The organism is Bacteroides sp. PHL 2737, assembly GCF_004115325.2.
GTDB lineage: Bacteria > Bacteroidota > Bacteroidia > Bacteroidales > Bacteroidaceae > Bacteroides > Bacteroides hominis.
This window is the reverse complement of sequence record NZ_CP040630.1, coordinates 3,386,533-3,410,649: the sequence shown is the minus strand read 5'-3', so window position 1 is coordinate 3,410,649 and position 24,117 is coordinate 3,386,533. Positions and strand designations below refer to the sequence as shown.

Here is a 24,117-nt window from a genome sequence, read left to right as displayed (position 1 = left end):
GCAGTATGTTGCGATCCGGGCAAAAAGAAGGGGCAAAAAAACAGGCATAGATTCTACACAGAATATGCCCGTCAACGATGGGATATATGCTTGTAAAATCTATGCCTGCAAGATTAATTTAACGGGCAGGCTTCTTATCAACATTTCCCGGCTGGTCCTCTTCAGGAATACTAAAGTCGCGGTTGGCAAACAGATCAGCCAGACCCGATATTTGCTTTAAGCGCAACAACTCATCCCGATCCATACCAATATTCTTCATTATCCATTGGTCGGACATGCCTGCTTTATCCAGTTCGGCAACAATGTGACACATCAATTCTATATTGTGTGTACCCCGGGCACGATTATGGCGGATAGTGGAACTCATACGATTGGAAAGATCTTTGTCGATCACCACTACAGGCAACATCCCATTTTCTCTCTGAAAGATACGTTTGGAGGTCTTCAGCACAGAATAACGATGGAAACCATCGACAAGGATATAAATATCCTTCTCCTTATCATAATAACAAACGCAAGGCATAGTGAACCCATCCTCCCAGATAGAAAGTTCAAGGAGCTTCATTTCCGGAGGAGCCACTATATTGGGATTGTAATCATTGGCCTGTACTTTTTCAACCGGAACCGCAATTACATTATATACCGGACTTTTCTTTATACTCATTGCAATATGTTTTTATATTGTTCGATTACTTGATTTCGTTTACTCATCTCCTCTTTCGTCGGAGAGAATCCCATATACTTGCAAGCATGATCATTTTTCAAGATACAGATACACATACGCTTGTAAGTGGGAATTTCCCTGAATTCCGGAATATCGACATCATCCTGATATTCCATACGAACCGGTTTCTTGTTCGTTTTATAGTTGGAGCTATCCATAACGATAATAGGCACTTTTGCCGCATTCAGTCTACGAATTGTTTCGTCACTCAGACATCCTCCTTTTGTACGCCAAAACTGAACGCTGACCTGCAACTTACGAAGATATCCGTTTCGGGTTCGATCGGGTAAAGTGGAAAGCAGGAAATACATAAATTCCCGCCAGGTATATCCTTCCGGAAGTTTGATGGACTGCCATCCCATCGCATGAGTTCCTCCATACATACTCGTAAAATTGACCCCATTGACACGGCCTATCATTTTCCCCCATGTATTCGGATCAATAGCACGATAAAGTGCCAGACTCTCTTGCGCCTCACCTATGAACGGACTGGCTACACGCTGACGCTCCAGATTAACCCCTGCCCAGTAATAATAATCATATAGTTTATTGTAATCCCACTTAAATTTCCCGTTAGCTGTCCATACGTCCGTTGTCTTCCAGTCATATATAGGGTATGCATTAAAGATGTCGTTTCCCACCTTTGAGGTCCATCGATAGCGATGATACATCTGATATTTACGATTGAGATAGATACAACGCCAACGGTTGAAACTTTCTTGTGTACGGATACCAATCAGGCAACAAGTACGCACGGCATCCTTTTTAGTATGCAGCCAAGAAGCAAAACGCATCTGGAACTCATAGTCCCACATCTGTATATTATAAAAAGGAAAGTCTTCCTTCGTCATGGCATTCTCAGGCATCGGACGTACCCACAATTCCTTTTTGCTGTCCTCCCACGGACGCCAGAAAGACTGATACATGGATGTACAGGTTGCTACCCGGAACGGTACACAGACACGGTATACTTCCAGAATATCCTTATTGTCCTCCAACATACGGGCAATGTAATCGATTGTCATTTTATATTGTATCTCATAATCCATATGGAAAACCCCGAGTTTTATTTTCAGGTTATTCTTACGGATATAATCAATACATAAACTCAATAACACCCCGCTGTCTTTACCCCCCGAAAAGGAAAGATAGACATTATCAAACTCATTGAAAATGATACGCAAACGTTCCTGCGCTAACTCATATACATTTTTAGGAGTAGTTGCTGTTTTAGTCATCATTCATCTTTTTGCATTTTTACATAACGTTTCCATGCCTTCTCTACTATAAACCCATGTTTTTCAAACACTGCCTGATGCTCGACCATGACAACGGCACACAACCGTACTTCCGAGCCGATTGCCTCCAAGGTGGTGGTAATTAATGAAGAAAGTATTTCACGGTTATCATCACAGACATAATAGTTATTGATAACACAACCGCTTCTCCTCCGCTCCACCGGCATGAAGCCAACAACAGACTTTTTATCTACAGCAATGAACCACACATAGTGTTCAGTCGTTTTAAAAGGATAATTATTATTTGCACTCAAAACATCCGGATTCATCACTAACGGAGCTATAAGTTGGTATAAGCGTTTTTCTGTTCCTTGCACTTGTATTGTTTGTATCATGGTATCAAAGCCCTTTTGGTATATAATCTATGCAAATGGCAAAAATAGATAAAAAATGAAAGCAAAATGCAGATATAACTATAAAAAACCAAAAAGAAAAAAGATGGCACGATTATAAAACATTGTGTCTTTTTAATATAAAACTTCCCGCTTTCCTTTTTTGTTCTTATATAATTATTAAAATAAGAAATAGCTTGACTATGAAATTATTACATATAAAACGACACACCACTTGCCTCAATTATGTATCTGATTACAACATATGCTTTATTCACCAAAGACTCTTTTCAGGAGGCGATTTTAAAGTAGATAATCATCATCACTCGTGCATTTTATTTCTTTTAAAAGGAGAACTCCTGACATCTTGCAGTGAGTTCCACAATCAACAAGTTGCTGAAGGAAACATGATTCTCTTTCCCCAAAACGACCCGAATAAAAGCAAGAGCATGACAGAGACAGAATTTGTATTGCTATTCTTTGACAACCAGATAAATCTTTATAATAAGACGTCTATCGAATCGCTTACCATTCACTCTGAATACGAAAATACTTATTTCTACTCCTTACCTATCTATCCCCCATTGCGACATGTGTTGGACAGTATTTGCTACTATCTAAAACAGAAGGTTCAGTGTAGCCATATACACGAATTAAAACAAAAAGAGGTATTCATGGCATTCGGAACATTCTACAACCAGACAGAAATGGCACATTTCCTGATGCCTATCATAGGACGAGATCTAAACTTCAAGAGTTTCGTACTCGCAAATTACAGACAAGTACGAAACATCAAACAGTTTGCACAACTATATCATTGCTCCGAACGTTCTTTCAACCGTAAATTTAAAAGTTGTTTTCATGATACTCCCTATAATTGGATTCTCACCCAAAAAACACGCCACATCAAAGGGCAATTAGCTAATCGCGATATACCCATCAGTGAGATAGCCCGAACTTTTCACTTTGCCTCACCCTCACATTTCACCACCTATTGCAAAAAAAAGCTTGGAATCACTCCAAGTGAATTCAGAGAAAAAATTGCAGAATAAGAAGTCCTGACCCGAAAAATGGAAAAAATAGAATTTGTATTGCGACGGGAACAAAATAACAGAAATGGCATTTATCTGAACTACGTCAACGGCTACTGGTATACTTATGAATGGTCGGCTTTCTTGTTATGTATGCTCTTCCCGGAAATCGAAGTAAGAAAACTCTTTGGAGTGCAGCCTGAAGAGAGTTACGCCATAGCACGAGTAAAAAAAACAATTATAAAAAAGCTTGAAAAAAAATATCCGACATCCGTGATGGATGACTCCATCAAAATTTTGCTTCCTCCTTTCAACGAAGATGAAAATATCTTCCTGAATTGGAAAGCATTACTCCCTCCGTAAAATCGACTATCACAGCATCTCACTAAGAAAGGCACTGCAGAACCGTACATTGGATATTCAAATATTAGGGGAAAATTCTTATTTTATAGTTAGTCCCCCCTTATAAATCATTTATCGATATTTAATACGGTTGTATGTTTAATTTCACTCAAAACAAATGAGCTCTGCATTTTAATGATACCGTGTACCTTAGTCAGTTTCTCAAAAACAAATTGATTATAAGCATCCAAATCTTTTAAAACTACTTTAATGAAGAAGTCGTAAATACCACCGGTAGAATAACATTCCATGATTTCATCTATATTCTTTATCTCTTCTTGAAAACGTTTAATATGTTCGTCATCATGAACTGCCAGAGAGACATTACAAAAGACAATTAACGGCAGTCCTATCTTCTTATTATCTACCAAAGCAACATACCCTTTTATATAGCCATCATTTTCCAGCCGTTTGATGCGTTCGTATATCGGAGTTTTGGAAATATGAAGCTTCTCGGAAAGCTCCTTAGTGTTTACCTTAGCGTCTTTCTGTAATACCTGAAGTATTTCAATGTCGGTTTTGTCTAATTGCCCCATAGTCTTTTTTCCTATTTTAAATGGTTTAAGTTCTCCTTTTCAGGAAAATAGAATAGAAAAACAAGCGAATATAGGAATAATATCGTATTTTAAGCCGACATATAGGAAAATAATCCATTATAGATAACTTTGCAAGCACAAAAGCAATATAAATATATGGAAACAAAGAATCTTTCAAGTGCCACACACAAATGTGTTTTAGTGATTGATAACGCCCAACCTACGGGCATAGTAGCTAACATTGCCAGTGTCTTGTCCATGACACTTGGGTGTAAAGTCAATAACATTGTGAGTCATGATGTATACGATAAACAAGGCGAAAAACATTTAGGCATAACCCAACTCCCAATTCCTATACTTGGAGCTTCGCAAGAAAAGATAAAAGAAATCCGTAAGCTCTTCAATTCTTTAAAAATAGAAGAGCTGGTATTAGTCGATTTTTCTACTATTGCTCAACAATCCAAAACTTATGATGAATACGAACGGGAAATGTATAGTGCCAATGAAGCAGACCTGCACTACATTGGCATTGGAATTTGTGCCGAGAAGAAAATTATAAATAAAGTAACCGGCTGTTTAAGCCTGATCAGATAAAATGTATAAAAGTAAGAATATACTATACCCTATTATCGCTCTATTGACGGTTGTTATATGGGATACCATTTTTGTTTCTACCAAAGTATTAATCAATGAAGGATTATCATCGGTAGAGATTTTATTATACCATTTTATTTTAGCTTATTCATGTATATGGATAATATTACACGGAAAACTTTGGGCTAATTGCCCGAAGGATGAATTACTTCTTTTCCTTGCAGGATTATGCGGAGGTTCTCTGTATTTTATTGCAGAGAACACAGTTTTGGGAATAACACCGGCTTCCAATGTATGCCCGGAACATTGCAACACAACAGAAAGAATCAGAATCATTTGAAAAAAACACAATAGTCCAAGCTATTTGGCATATTCTACTATGCCATAAAAAACAATCGTTATATTTGCTTACCAAACAGGCATCCAATTTGGATATACGTTCGTTGGTCGATGTTGAAACATTCGAAGGAATATTGAATTTTCAATACAAATTAAATCTTAAAACATTATATAAAGATTACATAAAAGCTATTGAATATTATCTAAACCATGACGAATTCCTGAATAAATAAAAGTTGAACTTATGAGAAAGAGATTGTATTCACTTGTCGTACCATTGATATTGGTAGCATGTAGTCAAAAAGTTGAATTGGGTAGTACCGGAATGTATCCGAACTATCAAGTTGGTGAAGTGGTTAGTCTTATTCCGGTAGACTCCCTGACTTATGGAGATGTGATCGCATATTATGCATATATACCCGGCTTTCAGGAGAGGGCATTTAAACGAATTGTCGGACTGCCTGGTGACACTATCCGTTTTCAGGATCAGCAATGTATCATTAACGGCAAGAAGTGCGAATGGGAATTTATACGAAAGCTTTTCTATGAAGATGATGAATGTGAAGAGTATTGCGAACGTCTGCCCAACGGCATAAAGGTAAACATCTGTAAAAGCGTTGTACCCATAGATTCGACAACGGCTACCACGTCTGCGATTGTTGTTCCGGCGGGCAGCTACTTCGTTGCAGGGGATTACAGAAGTGGCTCAATTGACAGCCGTTCGCAAGGATGCATAGCTGCGGATTCAATTATCGGTAAAAGTGCAAAAAGAAAATGAATATCTGAGGATATCCCCGATTTATCATACCACAAAACAATGAATAGCAAGAACTTCAAATAGGTTAAAGTTGATATCACTCAAGCGCAACGAATTTTATAATTACCTAAAGCCCATTGTTCAACGATACAGATGAACTAAAAGAGGGTGTGTCGAAACTCACCACAGAGGACACAGAGTAACATAGAGTAATTTTTAAGTTATTGATTATCAACATTCTTATTCTGTGATAATCTGTGTAATCTGTGGTAAAAAGAGTTTTGACACAGCCCCGGATATATACAGATCCTATTGAAACATAGAACATTTACTATTTCGCTTCTCTTCCGCTTTGATCCGGGTTTCGCTCTATATAGTATTTGATTCTTTCGGACCAGGGTTTATCTTCAAGTGGAAACACATTAGAGCGTTCCGCCCATTTATTCCACTTAGCCTCCAGCTTTTTCACTTCTTTCGGATATTGAGCGGACAGATCTTTTGTCTCAAATGGATCCGTCTTTAAATCAATTAGTTCCCATGGTTCATTCCGGCTGCCACGTACCAGTTTCCAATGATCGGAAATAATAGCGCATGAACCTTGGTGTTCAAAGTATAATTCTCTGGGCTTTATTTTTTTCCCATTAATTGAAGGAAGTAAGCTTTTACCTGGCAAATTCTCTTTGAAATCCGAAGGATAAGTGGCTGTGGCAAGATCTATACAAGTAGGCAGTATATCAATAATATGAGCCGGTTGTCTGCAAATCTGACCTCTCATCTTATTTTTTTCAGCATCTCCATAGGATAAGATAAAAGGTGTACTTGTACCTCCCTGAAAACATTGTGACTTATAACTTCTATAAGGGGTGTTGCTCAAGTCAGCCATAAGTTGTCCCAGATATCCGCCTTCTTTTGTTGCGCCATTATCACTTAAAAAGATAAATACGGTATTATCCAGCATCCCTTTTTGCCTGATTGTTTCCACCAATTCACCAATTCCGCTATCCACGATTTCAATCATAGCAGCATAAGTAGCCATATCGGTAATCCATTGTTCCTGTTGTTTTCGTGTGAGTGTTTCCCAAGAAGGACGTTTTCCACCAAACTCTTTTTGGAAGACGGGATAATCCATTTCGTCCGGAATGAACTTCAACTTCTTTAATCTCTCGAAACGCTGCTTGCGTAACACGTCATATCCCACCTTATACCGGTCCCTGCATTTTTGCACTTGGGCAGCAGGGGCCTGAAGAGGCAAGTGAGGAGCATAATGAGCCACGTACATAAACATCGGTCTGCCTGCAGGATGTTGTTTGACAAAACTTACTGCCGAATCGGTGATGGCAGTGGTGTAATAATAATCATCGGGGAATTCGGTAATTCGGGTCAGATTGCTGTATACCGGAGTCGGTTTATAATAACTTCCGCCTCCGCTCAGGCAACCGTAATATTTATCAAAACCTCGCTGGGCCGGATAGCTGCCGTTAGGATCATCAAAAGCCCCATCCACTGTAACATGCCATTTTCCGCTCATATATGTACTATAACTATTCGCTTTCATCACTTCAGCAATGGTAGGAATGTTTTTCGTAATCTGTCCTCTGTATCCGGGACGATGTTCATCTACTGCCGTCATCCATCCCATGCCGACTTCATGCTGGTAATGTCCTGTCAGCAAAGCAGCGCGGCTGGGACAGCTTCTTCCTGTATTCTTGAACAGACTGAAGCGAACACCGTTTTCGGCAAGACTGTCGATGTTGGGGGTCTGGATTTCACTTCCGTAACAACCCAGGTCGGAAAAGCCCATGTCGTCACATAAAATCAATACAATGTTAGGAGGAGTATTTGTCTGGCCCTTTATACAGGTGAGCCCGGCTCCTAACAAGAATGAAGTATACAATACTCTGTTCATATGATTATAATTTAAAATTGAAATAAATATGTGTTTATTCTATCCACAGCAAGCCGGGGTGATTATTCAAAGTCACTCTGCTGTTTTTCTACCTCTTTTAGTTTCAGGCGGCTTAATTCCTGTTGCAGGTCAAGGACACGCTTTTCACAATCAGAAGAGACAGTAATTGCTTTTTCGTTGTTACGCCCGTCTGTTGATTGGGCTTGTGCCAGTTCCTCTTTGTCCGCTATCAGAGTATGCTCTGAAGGAAAAGTGGAAATAATCAATTCTGCCGGAACGGGAGTCTGTTTGCCTTGCCATACCACCGATGCCCGAATTTTGATTTCTCCGGGTGTAGTAGTTGACCTTACCAGCACCGGGGCAGTTCCCCAAAGTACCGGACGGGGATTGGTAAATGTCGCTTCATCGGCAACGAGCTGCCCCTGTCCTTCAATCTCAAATTTGACTTCGTAGTTATTCAAACGTTTGATATTCCCGTTTTCATCTGCGATGGCAGCTATCACTGTCACCATGTCCGAACCATCCGCTTTCATCTGTACTTTCTCATCGTCCGCCCAAAGCAATAATTTCACGGGACGACGGGCAGGCGTTACTTTATGTGTCACAACCACCTTTCCGTTCATTATTCCTTCCGCCAGGAGATAAGAATCCGCCTGTTTGTTTTGTCGTGCCAACTTTTTGTCGTGCATGACATCAAAGACATCCTTAAACATGATAACCGGTGAAGGCATTCCGGCTTCATTCGCCGACTTATGGTAAGTATATCGCTTGCCTCCCTTACAATAGGTAAGGCGAACTTCATCGCAGTTGCTATATACTGTCACATCTTTTGGGGAGAAAGGAGTCATCGCATTGGCTATGTAAACCATCGGTCCGTTATCGGCTATCAGTTCTTTGTTGGGTTCGGCAGGACGCTGGGAACAGAACATATAATAAGATAGCTTGGGTTGCCGGAAAGCATCCATGATTCCCCCGTAGAACGGATCGGGATGATAGCCTCTCTGGTGGTCGAAGGAGTGCCAGAAGCAACCGCCTATATGTTGTCTGGGAGTCCTGTACAGTATATCATAACTTGTAAGCTGATAATCATTCTTAGCATATCCCTGTGCCTGAATCAGCATAGGCACTTCTCCCCAGCTGCGGTTGACCCGGCTCGGTGAGTTATGAGAGTTCCAGTCGTCCACATTATCTCCCCATTCGCGGGTGAAATAACTGATTTTAGGGTCTAAATCTTTGGAATTAAAGGCTCCGCCGCCACCGTTTATCGGGTGGGTAAATTGGACGGGGAAATATTCATGTCCGCGTGCCGTCGCATCACATCCGGCATAACAATACAGATATGGATATTCTTCTTTGAGAACATCTACTACCTTCTTGGCGAAATCCGCTGGATACCAGGTTTCATTCAGGACCGGTTCCCACATCCATACGCAAGGATGATTACGGTCCCGGCGAATCATATTGCGGATATCACTGAATACTCTCCGGGCAAAGATCGGCTTGTCATTCCAAAACTGCCACCCCGGTGTATTGACAATCACAAAGAGTCCTAATTCATCGCAAGCATCCATAAATGCCGGATCTTGCGGACAATGGGCATTCCGGATAACACGCAATCCGGCATCACGCAACTTTTTCGCATCGCGCCAATGCAGGCTGTTGGGCAGGGCATTGCCTATTACAGCATAATCCTGATGACGATTGGCTCCTATCAGAGGATACGGATACGGCTTTCCATTCAACCAGAAGCCATCTTTTCCCTTGAATTCAATGCTGCGGATACCAATACGGCGGCAATATCCGTCAATGATGTTATCGGCTTTGTCTTTCACATAAATGTGCAGTTTGTAAAGGTAGGGAGTGTCGGGTGACCAGAGGTGAGGCTTTTCGACAGTTGCTTTACAGGAAAACTGTCTGGCAATCCCGTTACTCACTGACAAGCCGGTTTCTTTGGTAAGAATGCATTTGTTATCTTGATCATAGAGTTCATACGTTATTTTTCCGCCAAAAGATTTTCCGGAGTTGTTGCGTATATGGGTGTCCAATTTCAACTGTGCAGACAACTCGGACACTTTGTCGAAGGAGACAAACAGCCCGCCTCCGGCAGCCTCGTCTTCATAATTGGGATCGGTAATAAATACCTGGTTGTGGACTATCATCCAGCAGTCGCGGTAAATTCCTCCAAAATAAGCAAAATCCAATGCGTCCTGTGGTTTTCCGGGAGGATAATCGGGATCATCACCATTGTCCGCCCATACGGCAATTACATTATCTTCTCCGTATTTCAGGTATGGAGTGACATCAACGATTACAGGCAGATAACCACCGAAATGTTCCTTCAGCAACTTTCCGTTCACCCATATTCTGGACTTTCCCATAATAGCTTCGAAATGGAGGAATTGCTGTTTGCCCCTCCAACACGGTTCGGGAGTAAAATGTTTCCGATACCAGACCTCACCCTGATAATTGACGCATCCGCTGGCCTCAGTGGGGAGATACTCTATGCCATCCGGCAATGATACGATATTCCAGGCCTTGTCATTGAATCCCGGCCGTTCCGCTCCTTCGATATTTCCTTTATGAAGTCTCCAGGCGGGATTCATACTATACACCGCACGTCCTGTGTTGGGAAGTGAATAAAAGCCGGCAGTGGAATAAGATGGCTGGTAGCCGTCTGCATAAATACCTGTTGCTCCGGTCAACATCAGACAGATAAGCACAATTTTCCAAAAGATTAAAGAATATCTCATAATTCTTCTATTTTACTAAATTAAGTATTTTTTCTTATATCAATGATAGACTATTTTACTTTCTCATAGAACTTCATCCGGCCAAGGCACTAATTTCTCAGTACTTTTAAATCTCGGACGCTGAGCCTTATTCTTTCTCAAATATTTACCTAATTCATCTGATAATCTTTTCACGATATCGGGATGACTTTGTGCGAGATTCTGTTTTTCTGAAAGATCATTGGCTATGTTGAAGAGTTCTTTCTTTTGCGTACCATAGTAGTAGATCAACTTCCAGTCGCCTTTACGGATAGTACAACTGGCTCCGAATCCGGGTCCTTCTTCCCCCCATCCATTGGGGAAATTCCAGAAAAGGGCCCGATTTTTAGAGGTATCCTTTTTACCGGTCAACAACGGGATAAAGCTGATTCCATCCACACGCTGTACCGTATGGTAACGTTTGATTTTTGCCATTCCAAGAATAGTAGGAAAAAAATCCTCTATAATTACATATTTGTCACATTCAGTCTGCGGTTGAGTTACACCAGGCCAATAGACCATCATCGGTTCGCGGATTCCCCCTTCATGGGCCGATCCTTTTCCACTACTGAGCGGAGCATTCTGTACATACAGAGGCGTGTGCCAGTAAGGCTCCGACGCCAGCCCTCCATTATCCGACATAAAAAGTATGATTGTATTATCCATCAGGTCATTCTTTTCCAGATAATCCATCAGATCCCCAAGGCTTTTGTCCATTCCTTCAATGAGTCCCGCGTAAGCAGCATCATTATCTGATAGTCCTTTCTCCTTATACTTCTTATAAAATCGCTTATCTTTTTCCAGTGGCACATGAATGGCATAATGTGCCATGTACAGGAAAAACGGTTGGTTTGCCTGCTTCACTTTATCGAGTACCCTGACCGCTTCCAAGGTAAGTGCCTCAGTCAGAAAAATATCTTTCCCGCGATACTCTTCAAGACCGGGAGTAGCAAATTTTGATGGCGCATGGCCTTCATAGGCATTTCCGAAATGTGTAAGTCCCTGATAAGTGCCGGGAGCCCCGGGAGCTCCACCGGCAATATTAACATCAAACCCCATATTCAGCGGATTTTCACCCGGTGTTGAACGTGCGGCAAAATGTGCTTTACCACAATGTATGGTATAATATCCATTGTCTTTTAATAACTGTGCCAGCGAAGTCGCATAGGTACAATGCTCAATCTTGTCCTGTTGACAGAATCCGTTTACATTCCATTGTGGATAGATGAGTTTGTCACTTGGAGCATCATTGGAAGCATTTCTATCCAGAGTCCAATTGGTAACTCTGTGACAGGTACTGTTCATACCTGTGAATAAACTTACTCGACTGGGCGAACTGATGCTATTGGCATATGCCTGTGTGAACTTCATACCTTTCCGGGCAAGACGTTCCATGTTGGGCGTCTCGTAACGTTCATTAAAAGGTGTCTTCTGATTCCAAAAAGGTACGGAAGTATCCTGCCACCCCATATCATCTACCAGAAAAAGAAGGATATTGGGACGCTTGTCCACTTGTGTAGCCCCTGAATGTATATTGCTTGCAAGACATAACAAAAATAAGGAAGCAATTCTTTTCATTTGTAGTTTGTTGTTAAAGAAGAAGCATTGCAATAGTCTTCTCTCCCCACTTTTCTTTTTAAAGGAGAAAGAGTGGCTACAAGAAGAGTGGTGGTAGGATATATAATAATGACTATTTGCATTTTCACCTACCACCCGGACCCTTGCAATAACTTCTTTTAAATTGAAATTTTATATGTTTCTATTTAATACCAATCGGTCCTTCATTAGCTACAGTTGGCCACCCCGGATTCTGGTAAATAACAGAAGTACTGAGATCGTTAGGGTCTGAAGCAGTAATTCTGAAATGTGTAATAGCAATTGGATCCAGATAATGTGCTTCACACCACGAATATCCGGCATCATACATTAGATTGCTTGTTTTGGTAGTACGATAAGGGCATAGATACTTACCACTATTAGCATAACTTGAAACATTGGAGTTCGTTTCACCTTCCTGTACTAAAAGATTCTGGCCATCCTTCATATACATATCTTTCAAATCAGATTCCCACAGATTGATACCTTCAATAATGTAACCCTTAACTCGGTCCAATGCTCTCCACCGTTTTAAATCCATCATACGAAGACCTTCCGCCATGAGCTCACAACGCCGTTCACGACGTATATTATACAATAAAGGAGAAACTTCTTTTCCTGCCGAATATACCGCCCAATCTCTCTCTCTGGAAAGATCCGTATTATTCACTGTCACTGCATAATCTCTCGGCAACCCGGCTCTTTCACGGAGATCTCCCCAGTAACCGGCTGCTTCTGAGCTGATAGATGTACCGTTATGTTCCATACAGTCGGCTTCTATATAATTCAGATATGCCTCGGCTGCACGATATACCGGACAACCTTCGATCGCCGTATTGCCATCACGATACCAATGATCGGAAAGCCCTTTGCGAACCTGATAACCTGTTACACATTTCGCTTCTGTTATATCCAAAAGATTCGGAGCTTCCGGTAGCAAATCCGGGGTACCATTCATGATAGTCGGACTCAGTGTTTCACTGGGAGTCATCATGAAAAGTTGCAGACGCAAATCTCGGTTTTTACGTACATTCAGTAATGACCCGTCCCCCTTATATTCATCGCTTGCATAAATCGGTTTGCCGTCACGGCAAAGGAAACTCTCCACATAGTTCCGGGTATATCCTGTATTTCCTCCCACTCGAATATAATAAGGAGCCGAATGCATGATTTTATACTCAAGCAGATTATACTGACGCCACATTAATATTTCCGAATATCCTTCCAGGTTATCTGCGGAAAATTGGGCAAAATAAGGATTGCTCATTTTATACACGTCTTCATCTGTCTTAACTATTTCATCCGTGCAGTCTTTCGCTGTATTCTGTACCAGGGCCGCATTGCCGATCACTTCCTTAGCTGCAGCCTTAGCCTCCTTCAGAAAAAATGCAACTTCTGTATCTATATTAAAACCCGTTATATCTTCCGTCTTTCCCGGCCACCCCGGGCCACCCGGAACTAAAGCCGTACCTTTATGATATGTCAGCCAGGAGGCTTCAAATAAAGCAGCTCTTGATTTCAATAATAAAGCCACGTTTTTGGTTATACGGTTCTTTCCACCGGGAATATTATTGCTTAGCATATCGATGGCATTATCCAAGTCTTGCAAAATAAAACGAGCGACTTTATAACGTGGTTCCCGTTTGCTGGCTCCGACCAGAACTCCGCTTTCGTCAGGCAATGTTTTTGTTATGATAGGAAAATCACCGAAAGTCTGTAATTTAGATAAATAATTTTTAGCACGTAAGAAATACATTTCGCCAATATAATGTTTGATATTGGCTTCCGTACCTTCTATTTCTCCTTTTTCAAAACGGGGTATTACTGTTTCAAGGAAATAATTTGCTTCACGAATAGGCGCAAAAGACCAGGGATCGTTATTAGAATTACTATAAGCTTCCGTCACTTTCCATTGACCGGGAATCCACTTATTATCATAACTGGTAGCAGCCTGATTATCGGTTGCATTATCATTTTTCCAAATACCTGCATTCCATCCGTCATGAGTCGTGAAATTGTAATGTTTCACTGCATAAGCTGCCAAGTCACTTTCATTAAAGAAGAAGTTGTCTGGGATCACACTATCCAAAGGTTCTTTATCCAAAAAATCATTGCAAGAAGAAAGAATAAAACTTCCCCCTGCCAACAAAAACAAATATTGAATTATCTTTTTCATACGTCATCAATTAAAAATTAACACTAAATCCTGTGGAGAAAGTACGAGACAACGGATAAGTCTTTCCTGAAGTATATGAACCTGATCCGTATCCGGTACCGATTGTTTCCGGGTCAAATCCTTGCGGCAATCCCGTAAGTGTGAACAGGTTTTCTCCTGAGAAGAATATACGCAGGTTGGAAATACCCATTTTAGACGTTATCCGTGCAGGTATAGTATATCCGATCGACAAATTCTTCAGCCGTACATAAGCGGCATTTTGCAAATAACGGGTCTGCGCCTGTTGGTTCTTAGCATAATTGACAGATAGTGGTCTCGGGAAATAAGCATTTGTATTAGGACTCCAGAAATCATCGCCTTCACGGAAGAAGTCAAGATGAGGAGTAAAACATGCTGATTGCCATATATCGCCTGTAGCTCCCCAGAACATATTATCACCTAACCATGCGTCACGTTTTGCAACTCCCTGGAAGAACAAACGCGCATCAAAACCTTTCCAAGACGCATTCAAATCCAGACCGAATTTGAATCGCGGAGAGTTATTGCCGATAATCTTCCTGTCTCCCGGGTCATTGAGAGTGGCCCCGGAGGAAATCTTACCATCGCCATTCAAATCGCGGTACATAATATCACCCGCACCCCATTTACTGCCTAAAGCATCCTGTCCGCCATTCGGCAGTGAAGCAAGATGGGCGTCCATTTCTTCCTGACTCTTGGCTACACCGATTGTTTCAAATCCCCATATGTTACCGCTGTACTCACCTGCATACCAAGTGTCAATTTTGCCTGTCTTATTAGGATACTTCAAGATTTTCTGACGGTCGTCCGAAAGTAACAGGTGTACTCCATAATTAAATCCTCTGATTTGGTCCCTCCATCCTAAATCCAGTTCAAAACCGGTAGACTGCATATCGGCATTGTTCACTTTAGGAACATTCGCTCCCAAAGTCACAGGAAGTTCGGGAGCCGGTCCCACCATATTAATGGTTTTCCGATTGAACCAGTCAAGGCTTACAGTCAAGCGGTTGCTCAACAATCCCAAATCGAAACCAATATTCCATGACCGCATGGTTTCCCAGCCTAATAACGCCGAGATCAAATCCGGTGCATTCGCCGTGTTGGGACGCTTGTTTTCAATCAGCCAATTAGAGTTAGGATCTTCAGCAACAAACTTCATCAACTGGATATACGGATATAGATTTGTCGTATTCTGATTGCCAAGCTCTCCCCAAGAGCCACGGACTTTCAAATTATTGATAACATCGTTATAAGGTTCCATAAATGCCTCACGCGCCACATTCCATCCGGCAGAGAACGAGGGAAACAAGTTCCAGCGTTTATTCCTTGCAAAACGTGAAGTTCCGTCATAACGCAGATTTATTTCGAACAAATAACGTTCTTTATAATCGTAATTGAATCGACCGAAAAAGCCAGCTGTAGCCCAATGAGTCAGTTGGGATCTATCAATAGTTGATTTTCCCGTAGCAGCATTTATGTTAGGGATAGATTCTGATATTAAATCCAGCTTCGTAGCCTTCAACTGTCTCCATTTGCTTAATTCAGCCTGAAATCCTGCCATCACTTTCACATGATGTGCCTCTGCAAAAGTTCTGCTATATTCACTATAAATGTTAGCATTGAAATAATTAGTCCGCTCGGCTCCCTCCGTAACACTCGACGTTTTCCTATCACCCAAATATGACTCACCAGCTACATTCATCTGTGTCAACTTCAAATTGTCCGTATGAGAAAAATTATCTATCACTTTATAATTGAGTTCGCCGAAAAATTTCCAGTCTTTAATCGGTTCTACTACCATCTGAAACTGTTGGTATAGCCAATCAGTTTGCGAATTACTATCGCCTCCATAAAGAATAGGACGAACCAGAGAGAACGGATATCCGTTAGGATCTACAGTAGGCTCCATCGGCCAACGTTTGGAAATATTCTGATAAAGAGTATTATCGGTCATAGCAGTAGGCTTGGAATAATCCTTTCTCATGTATTTCATACTATAATTCATATGAAGCCAGGGAAAAAGTTCTGCATTAATCTTTCCTGTCACCGAGTAACGCTGCAATTGATCACGACGGATAGCCATCATGCCTTCCTGCCCCATGTAATTTCCCGAAAAATAATACTGTATTTTCTCCGTTCCGCCACTAACACTCAGCGAATGCTCCTGTGAAAATGCCGTTCCTCCGAATACTACATCATACCAATCCGTATCCGTATTGCCGATCCAGTCCCAAATAGTAGGGGTATTCCTATTAGGCTGAGTAGTAGTGGTAATCACTCCCGATGCATAATCTTTGATAGCTTGAAGGCGGGTATCATCAAACTGTACTGCCGTTACACCGTCATTCCGCTGCATAGTATTGAAATACATAGCATATGTGTATGCATCTGCCACATGCGGCAGATTGATAGCCTGCGACCAACGAAAACTGTTATTGTAATTAACGGTTGCCTTCCCGGCTTTTCCTTTCTTAGTTGTTATCAACACTACCCCGAAAGGTGCACGCGAACCATAGATAGATGAGGCGGCAGCGTCTTTCAGAACTGATATGCTTTCAATATCATTCGGATTCAGCATATTCATATTTCCTTCCATACCATCGATCAGGATTAACGGAGCCGCATTGGAACCAGCGCCGATAGTACCTGTTCCACGAATATTGACCTTCATGTCCGCACCTATCTCACCGCCATTGCCATCGGAAGCATAGGAAAAATTCATTCCCGGAACCAATCCCTGTAAAGCCTGGCTTACGTTGGAAACCGGACGCGACAATAATTCATCAGCATTTACCGTAGATACAGAACCGGTCAGATTCACTTTCTTTTGTGTACCGAAACCTACGACCACGACTTCATCCAATGTTTGCATATCCTCTTTCAGAATAATCGACAAAACTTTGTCACCTTGCGCCTTCACAGTCTGAGATACATAACCTACATAAGAAACTGTGATAGTAGCGTTAGGCGAAGAGACATCCAGAGTGAAATTTCCGTTCAGATCTGTTATCACGCCGTTTTTAGTGCTATTCTCCATAACAGTAGCTCCAATCACCGGATCGCCGGATATGTCCGTCACCTTTCCCTTTATATGTATTGTCTGTTTTACGGAAGATGTATCCGGTATCTTCGTGGACAATATTATTTTCTTGTTATTTATAACATATTTTACATTAGTATTTTTAAATACCTCATTCAATATAGTAAAGATGTTATTGTACCCGGTTGATATTGATACCCGGCGGTTAATATCAACATGACTATCATTATAAAAAAAACTAAATTCAGATTGTGACTCAATTTGGGAAAGTACTTCTTTTACAGTCTGATTTTTTGCTTCCACATTGATTATAGTGCGTTGGGCATAACTGTCGCTGGCACATAGTAAACCAACAAAACAAAAAGAAAACACAAAAAGCAATTTCATAGTTAATGGAAATTTTTTCCAAACGGCAGGCATGGGATTATCCGCCCATAATTGTTGGACATAGTTGTTTTTCTTCATATCTTTGCATGAATTAAAGTTAAGAAATAATTTATTCTGTTTGCGCGCAAACAGTTTAAAGGCTTTCACATACAGGCAGATGTTGGCGCATCATGCCTGTATGTCTTTTTAATTAAGGAGGCTTGTAATGTTTCATAATAGTATCAAATTTAGTTAAACATAAGGGTTCTTTCTAATATATCTCTATAACCCGCTTCTTCTGATCGTTATCTTTTGCCTTAATGACCCGCCAACGAATGCATGATGAAATTTTAAAGTTTTCCAAGATTTCGTCTACATATTGATCTGTAAACATACCGGTGAATGTATATTTGTCATACTTAGAAGTATTTACTATAAAGTCTACATTATAACGTTTCCCCAGCATGCGTAATGCATCCCTCATAGGAGTTCGGTCAAATATCATTTTCATATCTTTCCACGACAATTCCGATTCTCCATTCGTACTCTTTAATAAAATTTCTTCGTTCTTTTTGTTATAAATGGTTTTCTGTCCCGGCTTCATTGTCACTTTACGTTTAGTACCTGCCTGCTGATATATAAATTCTACTTTACCTTCTATCAACGTTGTAGTGACTTCATCCATATTGCCGAATGCTTCCAGATTAAAACGTGTACCCAAAACCTCCACTTTAGAATTTTGAAGCGTTGAAACAATGAATTTGCGAGTGGAATCCTTAGTCACATCAAAATAAGCTTCACCATCCAAGCTTACTTCACGAATATCACCAGTAAAAGCTGAAGGATACTTCAAAACTGAACCAGAATTCAAATATACCAAAGTACTGTCCGGTAATCTAAATGAGGTAATCATCCCAGGCTGTGTACGGATTTCGTATAATTGGGTACGGACAGGCGCAGCAGATCCCGATTGATAGAGCAAAATAAAAATAGTAATTGTCATCGGTATAAGTAAAAACACGGCTACGCGCTGCATCCAACTCCACCAAGGAATATGATACTTGCTTCCCTGCATATGCCCTTTCACTTTGGTTAACTCTTCATTCAAATCTATATTTTCAGCGACTTGCTGTGCGTCGGTCATAAGAAGAAGAGTATAAATGTCAATAGCCTTCTTTTTATTTCCATCTGACGACTTGATCCAGGCTTCTATTTCCCGTACTTCATCTGCTGTCGCTTTACCATCATAATAGCTAATGAGCAAGTCTTCTATATTCGAATAATCCATTTCCATGATAAATTTATTAAAGAGACAACCGGGAAATAAAAAATACTAAACTCATTTTCATAATTAACATTACTTAATATTAATAAACTTTATAATTAACAACAGTGATTGTATATATTTAAAATACAAGCATTATCATTGCAGACATGGAACACAGCAATGAAGATGCATATTTATTAATTGCACTGAGAAAAGGAGAAGTAATAGCTTTCGATAGTATATTTAAAAAATACTACCCAATTCTTTGCGCATATGGGAATAGGTTTGTAGATAATGAAGAGTCAAAAGAAATAGCCGGAGACGCAATTTTGTGGTTGTGGGAACATCGCCAGACACTCCAGGTTGAAACTTCATTAGGTCGATATTTACTCAAATCGGTATATCACAGGTCACTCAACTGCATTAAGCAGAAAAATTTGAAAAATCAAGCTGATACCATATTTTATGAAGAAATGGAAAAGCTAATACATGGTGTAGAAGCATTTCAATTTCAAGAGCTTTCCAGACGGATAAAAGAAGCCATAGATGGCTTACCAACTTCTTATCGGGAGGCTTTTCTTATGCATCGTTTTACCAAAAAGAGTTATAAAGAAATTGCTGAGATTTCCGGAGTTTCAATAAAAACCATTGCTTACCGCATACAACAGGCAACAAAGTTTCTTCGTGAGGATCTTGCAGATTTACTAATCACCACCCTCGTTTGTGTATTGACAATCATCCGTTAGCTATTGAATTAGTTTTTCCTCAGTTGCTGAAAAAGAATTCTTAGAGTAAAAAATTACTATCAGAGAAGTCCCCTTCCAACAAAAGTAGAAAACATTTTAACAGAGGAAAGTCTTGGTTCTTGATTTTTCTCGTTTGCAAATGCAGCAGAAACAATATTTACCCCATACTCAATCTCTTTCCGGGTAATTAGCAGAAGAGGGACTTCTGATTCTGCCAAGTTTCTACCAATGAAGAATGATATTGTTTTTTGTTCTTCTTTTGGCATATTGTCTATCACCAGAGGAAGTCTTTTCATAAAAAGATTTATGGTATGGGTTATGTATTCCTTTGTAGGAAAGTGAAAGATTCCTCATCTTTTTTATTCAATCCTAATCATATTACCCAAATTATAATTAAATTTGTCTGAAACCTTAAAGACATACATCCATGGAGCTAACCAATTATATACCAGTTAATACCACAGAAAAATAGATTTGATAATCAAAGAACTTTTGGAAGAGAATCTACTAAACAATAAAGTTTTCCAATTAAGAGTCATGAATATGATTAATAAATATAAGATACAACTCTATTTCCTTGAACAACTGACTGAACTAAGGAAAATTAAACAGGTCACGCAAAAGAAAAAGGAAGCAGTATGCCAAGAGGAAAAGGAACTAATACGCCAAAAGAATTTTTTAGTTCCCAATCCAAACGATTCCTATAGCCGAAAGAAATTCAAGAATCTAGTTGGAATGACTATCGGAGACATTGCCAAAGCATATAATGTAAAAGTAAACGATATATTGGAACTCATCAAAACAAAAAATCCGTATACAAATTCATGTTTATCCACTTCCAAGTTGGAAATAAGAGATTTATTTATCAATAGATCTTACTTTAAAGGAATAATTTCCAATTATTTATCATTCAAAGCACAATGCAAAATACAGAATAACAGTTTTAAAGGTTCTTCTTCAAATTTGGTGGTAAGGGAAGTGTAAGCCCTCGTTTATAGTTGACAAAAAAGCAAGTATCCCGGCTTTCCCCCGAAAAGTCCATCCATGAGGTGAAGAAGCGAATTTTAGAATAAACCATCTGAAAATCAATATCTTTAAAAAGTAAAATTTCCATCTTCAAAAGCTTTGTTTTAACACAGAGTTAAAGCTTGTTCTTTGGATGTGAATAACAAGTTCTTTAAATGCAAAAGCCTTATTATTTGCGCATAAGAATCTGACAAACTGCAAAAGGCATTAACAATGTTAATTGAAGAAAGGGATAAGGATGAAGATACCGGTTCAGACGGCGCAAATTCACTTCCGAAACTTGAGTTATCTTATTCAGCCGGTGTCTATTTTTTCTTATTAAAGCAAGCAAAAAGGACAATTATCAACTTGAAAATAAAGAAATAAAGAATTTACCACCAAATTTGGAGAAGAACCGTTTTAAAGGAAAGAAACACATGGGAATTTATGAACGTAAAGTTGATATGGTAGAACCATTAAAAGCTGTCCTTATCTCCACTCCTATGGGAGGACTAAACAAAGAAAAAGGTAGAAGATAGATAGCTGTGTCTTGGCATGTTACTCAAAAGAAAGGATTAGTCAACAAACTGAAGTGGAATGGGACACCAATAATACCAAAACAAGACAAAGAATGCATTAAATTGCAAGACTGCTCTGAACGAAACTCCATACTGTCTTTTTTGCTTATATGACATAAGGATCTCATCCTTTTACAAAATCACTTTACATGATAAATGATGGACTTAAGATAGAAAAACGTATTCATATAAGACGGAAGGTACAAAATTTAAAAAGTAACCAATATATAACATTCATTAGTTCAGTTAGTTAAAATACATGAATATTACGCATGGATTGGTCGCACGGGTTACTAATAATTGGTCGCATATTATGCACACCATTTTTAAAAGTGTAGCAAAGGTAAGAACATAAAAAAAGCACTAATATATTGAATATCAGTGCTAAATATTTGTTCTCAATTCTCCTTTGCGGTGCGTACGGGACTCGAACCCGTGACCCCATGCGTGACAGGCATGTATTCTAACCAACTGAACTAACGCACCAGAATTTCATTTCTTAATCGCTATCTCTCTCGATTGCGGTTGCAAAGGTAGATATTTATTTTATATCTGCAATAGCTAAGAAAGATTTTTTTTATCTTTCTTATTCATTTGTTGATTATAAGTAGATTATACCTATCTTTGTGACACAAATTATAAAGCAATAAAAAGAAACATGAAAGATACACCTATCAAACGGCATCTTATTGATGAAACTATCGAAGAATTTCAAATAGCCGACTTTTCAAAAGCAACCATCCGTGAAGTAAAAGCCATAGCAGCGAAAGCAGAAGCAACATCTGGAGTTGAATTTATAAAAATGGAAATGGGAGTACCAGGTCTTCCCCCCTCTTCTGTAGGAGTGAAGGCCGAAATAGAAGCACTGCAAAACGGAATAGCAAGTTTATATCCTGATATTAATGGATTGCCGGAACTAAAACTGGAAGCATCAAAATTCATAAAAGCATTTATCAATATAGATCTCAAACCGGAAGGTTGTGTACCTGTCACAGGATCTATGCAGGGTACTTTCGCATCTTTCCTGACTTGCAGTCAATGCGACGAAAAGAAAGATACAATTTTATTCATAGATCCTGGCTTTCCGGTACAAAAACAACAATTAGTTGTTATGGGGCAGAAATACGAAACATTTGATGTTTACGACTACCGAGGGGACAAATTAAAAGAGAAACTTGAAAGTTATCTGAAAAAAGGAAATATTTCAGCTATCATATATTCGAATCCCAATAATCCAAGCTGGATTTGTTTGAAAGATGAAGAGCTGAAGATTATCGGTGAATTAGCGACCCAATACGATGTGATTATCCTTGAAGACCTGGCATATTTTGCTATGGACTTCCGTCAAGATCTAAGCAATCCATATCACGCACCTTACCAACCTTCGGTAGCACACTACACAGACAACTATATTCTACTTATATCCGGTTCTAAAGCATTCAGTTATGCAGGACAACGTATCGGTGTCAGCTGTATCTCTGATAAATTATATCATCGCCATTATCCCGGATTCGACAAACGCTACGGAGGCGGCACTTTTGGTACTGTATTTATCCATCGTGTACTGTATGCTCTCTCGTCAGGAACCAGTCATTCGGCACAATTCGCTATGGCAGCTATGCTGAAAGCAGCCAATGAAGGTAAATACAATTTCCTAAATGAAGTGAAGATATATGGTGAACGTGCCCGTAAGTTAAAAGAGATATTCTTACGCTACGGCTTCCATTTGGTATACGATAAAGATCTTGAAGATCCTGTTGCCGACGGTTTTTATTTCACCATTGGCTATCCGGGAATGACCGGTGGAGAGTTAGCTAAAGAATTGATGTACTATGGAGTGAGTGCAATTTCTTTAGTTACCACAGGAAGCCATCAACAGGGATTGCGTGCATGCACTTCTTTCATTAAAGAGCACCAATATACTCAGTTGGATGAAAGAATGAAATTATTTGCCGAGAACCATCCTATATCTTAAAAAGAGCACACTAAATCGAAAAAAAGAGGAATATTGTTTGTTCGTGTAAAATAAATCTTTAAATTAGGGGCATGAACATCAATTCCGACATATTTAAGATCCAATCGAATAACGTAATGCCGTCGAGAGGAAAGATTCTGATATCAGAACCTTTCCTCCACGACGTAACCTTCGGAAGGTCAGTAGTATTACTTGTTGATCATACTGAGGAAGGAAGCATGGGATTGATTATAAATAAACAACTCCCATTGATGCTCAATGATATTATTAAAGAATTTAAATATATAGAAGATATTCCGCTACACAAAGGTGGTCCTATCGGAACCGATACCCTATTCTATTTACATACTCTACGCGAAATTCCCGGAACCCTTCCAATCAATAATGGATTATACCTCAATGGAGATTTCGATGCTATCAAAAGATACATTTTACAAGGAAATCCTGTAAAAGGAAAGATACGCTTTTTTCTCGGATATTCCGGTTGGGAGTGCGAACAACTAATTCAGGAAATAAAAGAGAATACCTGGATTATTTCAAAAGAAGAAAACACCTATTTAATGAATGAAGATATAAAAGGCATGTGGAAAGAAGCTTTAGGGAAATTGGGTAGCAAGTATGAAACCTGGTCCCGCTTCCCACAAGTTCCTTCTCTAAACTAAA

General features: G+C 39.7%; 20 protein-coding genes, 1 tRNA gene and 1 pseudogene. 10 read left to right on the top strand and 12 right to left on the bottom strand.

Translation table 11 applies throughout. From position 1 onward, the window contains the following. Positions 1 to 118: 118 nt before the first annotated feature. From DBK98_RS13945 to DBK98_RS13935, 3 genes are read right to left on the bottom strand one after another with little or no spacing between them, the layout of a single operon-like run. Positions 119 to 664 carry a ParB/RepB/Spo0J family partition protein gene (locus DBK98_RS13945; protein ID WP_005777096.1) on the bottom strand — a complete coding sequence of 182 codons (546 nt, stop codon included), beginning with the start codon at positions 662 to 664 and terminating at the stop codon, positions 119 to 121. Then, positions 661 to 1,965 carry a DUF3440 domain-containing protein gene (locus tag DBK98_RS13940; protein ID WP_022012889.1) on the bottom strand — a complete coding sequence of 435 codons (1,305 nt, stop codon included), beginning with the start codon at positions 1,963 to 1,965 and terminating at the stop codon, positions 661 to 663. The genes DBK98_RS13945 and DBK98_RS13940 overlap by 4 nt, the downstream gene beginning before the upstream one ends. Then, a complete protein-coding gene (locus DBK98_RS13935; RefSeq protein WP_022012888.1) occupies positions 1,962 to 2,357 on the bottom strand; it encodes a hypothetical protein in 396 nt (131 codons plus the stop codon). Before DBK98_RS13935 ends, DBK98_RS13940 begins: the two co-directional genes overlap by 4 nt. A 200-nt stretch (positions 2,358 to 2,557) precedes the next feature. Between DBK98_RS13935 and DBK98_RS13930 the strand changes: the two genes are divergently transcribed. Then, the gene (locus tag DBK98_RS13930; RefSeq protein WP_005805577.1) at positions 2,558 to 3,406 is read left to right on the top strand and encodes a helix-turn-helix transcriptional regulator; all 849 of its coding nucleotides are present in this window, start codon (positions 2,558 to 2,560) and stop codon (positions 3,404 to 3,406) included. An 18-nt stretch (positions 3,407 to 3,424) separates the two neighbouring features. Next, entirely contained in the window at positions 3,425 to 3,748 is a 324-nt protein-coding gene (locus DBK98_RS13925; RefSeq protein WP_005777089.1) for a hypothetical protein, read from the top strand. A 107-nt stretch (positions 3,749 to 3,855) separates the two neighbouring features. Here the strand turns inward: DBK98_RS13925 and DBK98_RS13920 are convergent, their stop codons facing one another. Beyond that, a complete protein-coding gene (locus tag DBK98_RS13920; RefSeq protein WP_005777087.1) occupies positions 3,856 to 4,323 on the bottom strand; it encodes an Lrp/AsnC family transcriptional regulator in 468 nt (155 codons plus the stop codon). Between the two features lie 156 nt (positions 4,324 to 4,479). Between DBK98_RS13920 and DBK98_RS13915 the strand changes: the two genes are divergently transcribed. From DBK98_RS13915 to lepB, 3 genes and pseudogenes are all read left to right on the top strand, one after another. Continuing rightward, positions 4,480 to 4,917 (top strand): DUF2000 domain-containing protein, encoded by a 438-nt coding sequence (locus DBK98_RS13915; RefSeq protein WP_005805572.1) that lies wholly within the window; start codon positions 4,480 to 4,482, stop codon positions 4,915 to 4,917. 1 nt (position 4,918) lies between these two features. Beyond that, positions 4,919 to 5,212, top strand: a pseudogene (locus DBK98_RS23635) (hypothetical protein); the annotation flags it as partial. Between the two features lie 288 nt (positions 5,213 to 5,500). Continuing rightward, the gene (gene lepB, locus DBK98_RS13910; RefSeq protein WP_032530200.1) at positions 5,501 to 6,034 is read left to right on the top strand and encodes a signal peptidase I; all 534 of its coding nucleotides are present in this window, start codon (positions 5,501 to 5,503) and stop codon (positions 6,032 to 6,034) included. A 310-nt stretch (positions 6,035 to 6,344) separates the two neighbouring features. Here the strand turns inward: lepB and DBK98_RS13905 are convergent, their stop codons facing one another. From DBK98_RS13905 to DBK98_RS13880, 6 genes are all read right to left on the bottom strand, one after another. Beyond that, positions 6,345 to 7,919 (bottom strand): arylsulfatase, encoded by a 1,575-nt coding sequence (locus DBK98_RS13905; RefSeq protein WP_032536704.1) that lies wholly within the window; start codon positions 7,917 to 7,919, stop codon positions 6,345 to 6,347. Positions 7,920 to 7,981: 62 nt separating this feature from the next. Further along, complete coding sequence (locus DBK98_RS13900; RefSeq protein ID WP_032536705.1) at positions 7,982 to 10,669, bottom strand: glycoside hydrolase family 2 TIM barrel-domain containing protein; 2,688 nt, start codon at positions 10,667 to 10,669, stop codon at positions 7,982 to 7,984. Between the two features lie 63 nt (positions 10,670 to 10,732). After that, on the bottom strand, positions 10,733 to 12,265 hold the full coding sequence (locus tag DBK98_RS13895; protein ID WP_032536706.1) for a sulfatase: 1,533 nt from the start codon (positions 12,263 to 12,265) through the stop codon (positions 10,733 to 10,735). 181 nt (positions 12,266 to 12,446) lie between these two features. Beyond that, positions 12,447 to 14,459: a RagB/SusD family nutrient uptake outer membrane protein gene (locus DBK98_RS13890; RefSeq protein ID WP_032536707.1), complete on the bottom strand. Its 2,013-nt coding sequence runs from the start codon at positions 14,457 to 14,459 to the stop codon at positions 12,447 to 12,449. A 10-nt stretch (positions 14,460 to 14,469) separates the two neighbouring features. After that, on the bottom strand, positions 14,470 to 17,982 hold the full coding sequence (locus DBK98_RS13885) for a TonB-dependent receptor (RefSeq protein ID WP_032536708.1): 3,513 nt from the start codon (positions 17,980 to 17,982) through the stop codon (positions 14,470 to 14,472). A 172-nt stretch (positions 17,983 to 18,154) separates the two neighbouring features. Continuing rightward, complete coding sequence (locus DBK98_RS13880; RefSeq protein WP_050496814.1) at positions 18,155 to 19,171, bottom strand: FecR family protein; 1,017 nt, start codon at positions 19,169 to 19,171, stop codon at positions 18,155 to 18,157. A gap of 146 nt (positions 19,172 to 19,317) precedes the next feature. Here DBK98_RS13880 and DBK98_RS13875 point away from each other — a divergent pair, with 146 nt between their 5' ends. Then, a complete protein-coding gene (locus DBK98_RS13875) occupies positions 19,318 to 19,896 on the top strand; it encodes an RNA polymerase sigma-70 factor (protein ID WP_032536709.1) in 579 nt (192 codons plus the stop codon). 59 nt (positions 19,897 to 19,955) lie between these two features. Here the strand turns inward: DBK98_RS13875 and DBK98_RS13870 are convergent, their stop codons facing one another. Continuing rightward, positions 19,956 to 20,192 (bottom strand): hypothetical protein, encoded by a 237-nt coding sequence (locus DBK98_RS13870; RefSeq protein ID WP_005805556.1) that lies wholly within the window; start codon positions 20,190 to 20,192, stop codon positions 19,956 to 19,958. A 247-nt stretch (positions 20,193 to 20,439) separates the two neighbouring features. Here DBK98_RS13870 and DBK98_RS13865 point away from each other — a divergent pair, with 247 nt between their 5' ends. Together DBK98_RS13865 and DBK98_RS13860 are read left to right on the top strand one after the other, a co-directional pair. Next, positions 20,440 to 20,880, top strand: coding sequence for a hypothetical protein (locus DBK98_RS13865; protein WP_005820049.1), 441 nt, complete (start codon positions 20,440 to 20,442; stop codon positions 20,878 to 20,880). A 255-nt stretch (positions 20,881 to 21,135) separates the two neighbouring features. Continuing rightward, the gene (locus DBK98_RS13860; protein ID WP_005820048.1) at positions 21,136 to 21,288 is read left to right on the top strand and encodes a hypothetical protein; all 153 of its coding nucleotides are present in this window, start codon (positions 21,136 to 21,138) and stop codon (positions 21,286 to 21,288) included. Between the two features lie 603 nt (positions 21,289 to 21,891). On the opposite strand, the gene DBK98_RS13855 is transcribed toward DBK98_RS13860, so the two are convergent. Next, a tRNA-Asp gene (locus tag DBK98_RS13855) sits at positions 21,892 to 21,965 on the bottom strand. A gap of 172 nt (positions 21,966 to 22,137) precedes the next feature. Here DBK98_RS13855 and DBK98_RS13850 point away from each other — a divergent pair. After that, entirely contained in the window at positions 22,138 to 23,454 is a 1,317-nt protein-coding gene (locus DBK98_RS13850) for a pyridoxal phosphate-dependent aminotransferase (RefSeq protein ID WP_005805431.1), read from the top strand. Positions 23,455 to 23,525: 71 nt separating this feature from the next. Beyond that, on the top strand, positions 23,526 to 24,116 hold the full coding sequence (locus DBK98_RS13845) for a YqgE/AlgH family protein (protein WP_005777059.1): 591 nt from the start codon (positions 23,526 to 23,528) through the stop codon (positions 24,114 to 24,116). The last annotated feature ends 1 nt before the right edge of the window (position 24,117 follow it).